This window comes from Arenimonas fontis, from assembly GCF_008386465.1.
GTDB classification, from domain to species: domain Bacteria; phylum Pseudomonadota; class Gammaproteobacteria; order Xanthomonadales; family Xanthomonadaceae; genus Arenimonas; species Arenimonas fontis.
This window is the reverse complement of sequence record NZ_VUOD01000021.1, coordinates 1-5,393: the sequence shown is the minus strand read 5'-3', so window position 1 is coordinate 5,393 and position 5,393 is coordinate 1. Positions and strand designations below refer to the sequence as shown.

The following is a 5,393-nucleotide window of genomic DNA, read 5'->3' as shown; positions in this document are numbered from 1 at the left end:
CAAGAAAAAACCCCCGCCGGGGCCGGCGGGGGTTTGGGGGTAAAGCCCCTGGCGATGACCTACTCTTGCATGGCATGGGCCACACTACCATTGGCGCGGCTGCGTTTCACTTCCGAGTTCGGGAAGGGATCGGGTGGTTCCACAGCGCTATGGTCGCCAGGGAGAGGGGGGAGGGTCGCGGGTCCGGGAGGGATCGCGCCGGCCTCTCGAGGGGTGGGAAGCAGCGAGGTTTGTGCCTGGACGTGTCGTGGAGTCCAAGGCGTCTTGAGGTTATATGGTCAAGCCGCACGGATCATTAGTACTGGTTAGCTCAACACGTTGCCGTGCTTACACACCCAGCCTATCGACCACCTGGTCTTGATGGTTCCTTCAGGGGGATCGGGTCCCCGGGAGATCTCATCTTGAGGCGCGCTTCCCGCTTAGATGCTTTCAGCGGTTATCGCTTCCGAACATAGCTACCCGGCCGTGCCACGGGCGTGACAACCGGAACACCAGGGGTTCGTCCACTCCGGTCCTCTCGTACTAGGAGCAGCCCCTCTCAAATCTCCAACGCCCACGACAGATAGGGACCGAACTGTCTCACGACGTTCTGAACCCAGCTCGCGTACCACTTTAAATGGCGAACAGCCATACCCTTGGGACCGACTACAGCCCCAGGATGTGATGAGCCGACATCGAGGTGCCAAACACCGCCGTCGATATGAACTCTTGGGCGGTATCAGCCTGTTATCCCCGGAGTACCTTTTATCCGTTGAGCGATGGCCCTTCCATACAGAACCACCGGATCACTAAGACCTACTTTCGTACCTGCTTGATCCGTCGATCTTGCAGTCAAGCACGCTTATGCCTTTGCACACAGTGCGCGATGTCCGACCGCGCTGAGCGTACCTTCGTGCTCCTCCGTTACTCTTTGGGAGGAGACCGCCCCAGTCAAACTACCCACCATACACGGTCCCCGACCCGGATCACGGGCCCAGGTTAGAACGTCAAGCACATCAGGGTGGTATTTCAAGGATGGCTCCACCAAGACTGGCGTCCTGGCTTCGCAGCCTCCCACCTATCCTACACAGACGAACTCAACGTTCAGTGTAAAGCTGTAGTAAAGGTTCACGGGGTCTTTCCGTCTTGCCGCGGGAACGCTGCATCTTCACAGCGATTTCAATTTCACTGAGTCTCGGGTGGAGACAGCGCCGCTGTCGTTACGCCATTCGTGCAGGTCGGAACTTACCCGACAAGGAATTTCGCTACCTTAGGACCGTTATAGTTACGGCCGCCGTTTACCGGGGCTTCGATCAAGAGCTTCGCCTTGCGGCTGACCCCATCAATTAACCTTCCGGCACCGGGCAGGCGTCACACCCTATACGTCCACTTTCGTGTTTGCAGAGTGCTGTGTTTTTGATAAACAGTCGCAGCGGCCTGGTCACTGCGGCCCGCCGGGGCTTTGCAAAGCATTTTGCCACCCTGGCGGGCGCACCTTCTCCCGAAGTTACGGTGCCATGTTGCCTAGTTCCTTCACCCGAGTTCTCTCAAGCGCCTGAGAATTCTCATCCTGCCCACCTGTGTCGGTTTTCGGTACGGTCTGCGTGACCTGAAGCTTAGAGGCTTTTCCTGGAAGCGTGGCATCAGTGACTTCGCCCGATAGGGCTCGTCTCGGTGCTCGGCATTGGCGGCGCGGATTTGCCTGCGCCCCCTGCCTACCGCCTTTCCCCGGGACAACCAACGCCCGGTACACCTAGCCTTCTCCGTCCCCCCATCGCAGTCACGCGAGGTGCTGGAATATTAACCAGCTTCCCATCGACTACACCTTTCGGTCTCGCCTTAGGGGCCGACTCACCCTGCGCCGATTAACGTTGCGCAAGGAAACCTTGGGCTTTCGGCGTGCGGGCTTTTCACCCGCATTATCGTTACTCATGTCAGCATTCGCACTTCCGATACCTCCAGCGGACCTCCCGGTCCACCTTCGCAGGCTTACGGAACGCTCCTCTACCGCGCACACGCTGTGTGCACCCCAAGCTTCGGTATACCGCTTAGCCCCGTTAAATCTTCCGCGCAGGCCGACTCGACCAGTGAGCTATTACGCTTTCTTTAAAGGATGGCTGCTTCTAAGCCAACCTCCTGGCTGTCTGTGCCTTCCCACATCGTTTTCCACTGAGCGGTAATTTGGGGACCTTAGCTGTGGGTCTGGGTTGTTGCCCTTTTCACGACGGACGTTAGCACCCGCCGTGTGTCTCCCGTGCAGTACGTCCTGGTATTCGGAGTTTGCCATGGTTTGGTAAGTCGCGATGACCCCCTAGCCATAACAGTGCTCTACCCCCAGGAGTATTCACACGAGGCGCTACCTAAATAGCTTTCGAGGAGAACCAGCTATCTCCGGGTTCGATTAGCTTTTCACTCCTAGCCACACCTCATCCCCTACCTTTGCAACGGGAGTGGGTTCGGGCCTCCAGTCGGTGTTACCCGACCTTCACCCTGGACATGGCTAGATCACCCGGTTTCGGGTCTACTGCCTGCGACTGTGCGCCCTGTTCAGACTCGGTTTCCCTTCGCCTCCCCTATGCGGTTAAGCTCGCCACAGACAGTAAGTCGCTGACCCATTATACAAAAGGTACGCAGTCACCCCACGCGGGGGCTCCCACTGCTTGTACGCACACGGTTTCAGGTTCTGTTTCACTCCCCTCTCCGGGGTTCTTTTCGCCTTTCCCTCACGGTACTGGTTCGCTATCGGTCGGTCAGGAGTATTTAGCCTTGGAGGATGGTCCCCCCATGTTCAGACAGGGTTTCACGTGCCCCGCCCTACTCATCATCATCCAACGGGCCCTTTCGCATACAGGGCTGTCACCTTCTATGGCCGGCCTTTCCAGGCCGTTTTGCTAGAACCCGTTCGACTTCTGGGCTGGTCCCCGTTCGCTCGTCACTACTGAGGGAATCTCGGTTGATTTCTTTTCCTCCGGTTACTGAGATATTTCAGTTCACCGGGTTCGCCTCCCGTGCCTATGGATTCAGCACGGGATACCGCCGAAGCGGTGGGTTTCCCCATTCGGACATCGCCGGATCAAAGCTTGTTGCCAGCTCCCCGACGCTTTTCGCAGGCTGCCACGTCCTTCTTCGCCTCTGACCGCCAAGGCATCCACCGTGTGCGCTTGTTCGCTTGACCATATAACCCCAAGTCGCCTCGGGGCCATCGTGCTGCGCGAACAGTCAACGATTGCTCATAAGGATCCTCGCGGATCCCGCCTTAGCCTCTACGACACGTCTGATGCAGTACTGCCTCTCAAACGCTCGCTACTTCCCAGTTTTCAAAGAACCCGCCACGGCCTCAACGCCGCAGCCGCTCGATGTCGTGTGCGCCCCTTTCCACGTGGCTGGTGGAGCCAGTCGGGATCGAACCGACGACCCCCTGCTTGCAAAGCAGGTGCTCTCCCAGCTGAGCTATGGCCCCGTTGCTGACCGCAAAAAGCGTTGGTGGGTCTGGGAGGACTCGAACCTCCGACCTCACCCTTATCAGGGGTGCGCTCTAACCACCTGAGCTACAGACCCAGGCCGGATCACGTGAAAAGCAGGAAACTTGTGCGGACGCCTGCAGGACAGGCTTCGTCGCGCTCTAAAGGAGGTGATCCAGCCGCACCTTCCGATACGGCTACCTTGTTACGACTTCACCCCAGTCATCGGCCACACCGTGGCAAGCGCCCCCCTTGCGGTTAAGCTACCTGCTTCTGGTGCAGCAAACTCCCATGGTGTGACGGGCGGTGTGTACAAGGCCCGGGAACGTATTCACCGCAGCAATGCTGATCTGCGATTACTAGCGATTCCGACTTCACGGAGTCGAGTTGCAGACTCCGATCCGGACTAGGATGGGGTTTCTGGGATTGGCTCCGCCTCGCGGCTTGGCAGCCCTCTGTCCCCACCATTGTAGTACGTGTGTAGCCCTGGCCGTAAGGGCCATGATGACTTGACGTCATCCCCACCTTCCTCCGGTTTGTCACCGGCAGTCTCCCTAGAGTTCCCACCCGAAGTGCTGGCAACTAGGGACAAGGGTTGCGCTCGTTGCGGGACTTAACCCAACATCTCACGACACGAGCTGACGACAGCCATGCAGCACCTGTCTCAGGGTTCCCGAAGGCACCAATCCATCTCTGGAAAGTTCCCTGGATGTCAAGGCCAGGTAAGGTTCTGCGCGTTGCATCGAATTAAACCACATACTCCACCGCTTGTGCGGGCCCCCGTCAATTCCTTTGAGTTTCAGTCTTGCGACCGTACTCCCCAGGCGGCGAACTTAACGCGTTAGCTTCGATACTGAAGGCCTGTGTGCCCCCAACATCCAGTTCGCATCGTTTAGGGCGTGGACTACCAGGGTATCTAATCCTGTTTGCTCCCCACGCTTTCGTGCCTCAGCGTCAGTACTGGTCCAGGTGGCCGCCTTCGCCACGGATGTTCCTCCCGATCTCTACGCATTTCACTGCTACACCGGGAATTCCACCACCCTCTACCGTACTCTAGCCCGCCAGTATCAAATGCCATTCCCAGGTTGAGCCCGGGGCTTTCACATCTGACTTAACGAACCGCCTACGCACGCTTTACGCCCAGTAATTCCGAGTAACGCTTGCACCCTTCGTATTACCGCGGCTGCTGGCACGAAGTTAGCCGGTGCTTATTCTTCCGGTACCGTCATCCACCCCGGCTGTTCACCAGGGCGCTTTCTTCCCGGACAAAAGGGCTTTACAACCCGAAGGCCTTCTTCACCCACGCGGCATGGCTGGATCAGGCTTGCGCCCATTGTCCAATATTCCCCACTGCTGCCTCCCGTAGGAGTCTGGGCCGTGTCTCAGTCCCAGTGTGGCTGATCATCCTCTCAGACCAGCTACCGATCGTCGCCTTGGTGGGCCATTACCCCGCCAACCAGCTAATCGGACATCGGCTCATCCCATCGCGCGAGGCCTTGCGGTCCCCCGCTTTCACCCTCGGGTCGTATGCGGTATTAGCGTAAGTTTCCCTACGTTATCCCCCACGACGGGGCAGATTCCGATGTGTTCCTCACCCGTCCGCCACTCGCCGGCATAGGAAGCAAGCTTCCTACCCGCTGCCGTTCGACTTGCATGTGTTAGGCCTGCCGCCAGCGTTCACTCTGAGCCAGGATCAAACTCTTCAGTTGAAGCAATGCTTTCAGCTTCTCCCGCAGCGCCTTCACCCAGCCTCGCGTCGCTTGCTTGGCAATTGACTAAAAGCTTGTGTTCCGACGTCTGCAAGATTGGACTACCACCCAACCCCGCAGGCGCCCGCACAAATTTCCTGCGCACACTGTCAAAGATCCAACCCGCCAGGCCTTCGCCCACGGCCCGGGCATTTCGCCCGAGGGAGCCGCACATTATACGGCGCTTTCCAGAACCGTCAACACC

The 5,393-nt window shown here is 58.3% G+C and carries 2 tRNA genes and 3 rRNA genes; all 5 read right to left on the bottom strand.

Annotated elements, in window-relative coordinates:
* Positions 1–46: 46 nt before the first annotated feature.
* The 5 genes from rrf to F0415_RS12500 all read right to left on the bottom strand — a co-directional run bounded on the left by rrf (position 47) and on the right by F0415_RS12500 (position 5,149).
* Positions 47–161 (bottom strand): 5S ribosomal RNA (gene rrf / locus F0415_RS12520).
* Between the two features lie 113 nt (positions 162–274).
* A 23S ribosomal RNA gene (locus F0415_RS12515) occupies positions 275–3,154 on the bottom strand.
* A gap of 209 nt (positions 3,155–3,363) precedes the next feature.
* Positions 3,364–3,439 (bottom strand) — tRNA-Ala (locus tag F0415_RS12510).
* A gap of 21 nt (positions 3,440–3,460) precedes the next feature.
* Positions 3,461–3,537: transfer RNA gene (locus F0415_RS12505), tRNA-Ile, on the bottom strand.
* Positions 3,538–3,603: 66 nt separating this feature from the next.
* A 16S ribosomal RNA gene (locus F0415_RS12500) occupies positions 3,604–5,149 on the bottom strand.
* Together the 16S, 23S and 5S rRNA genes with 2 tRNA genes alongside form the textbook arrangement of a ribosomal RNA operon.
* Positions 5,150–5,393 lie beyond the last annotated feature (244 nt).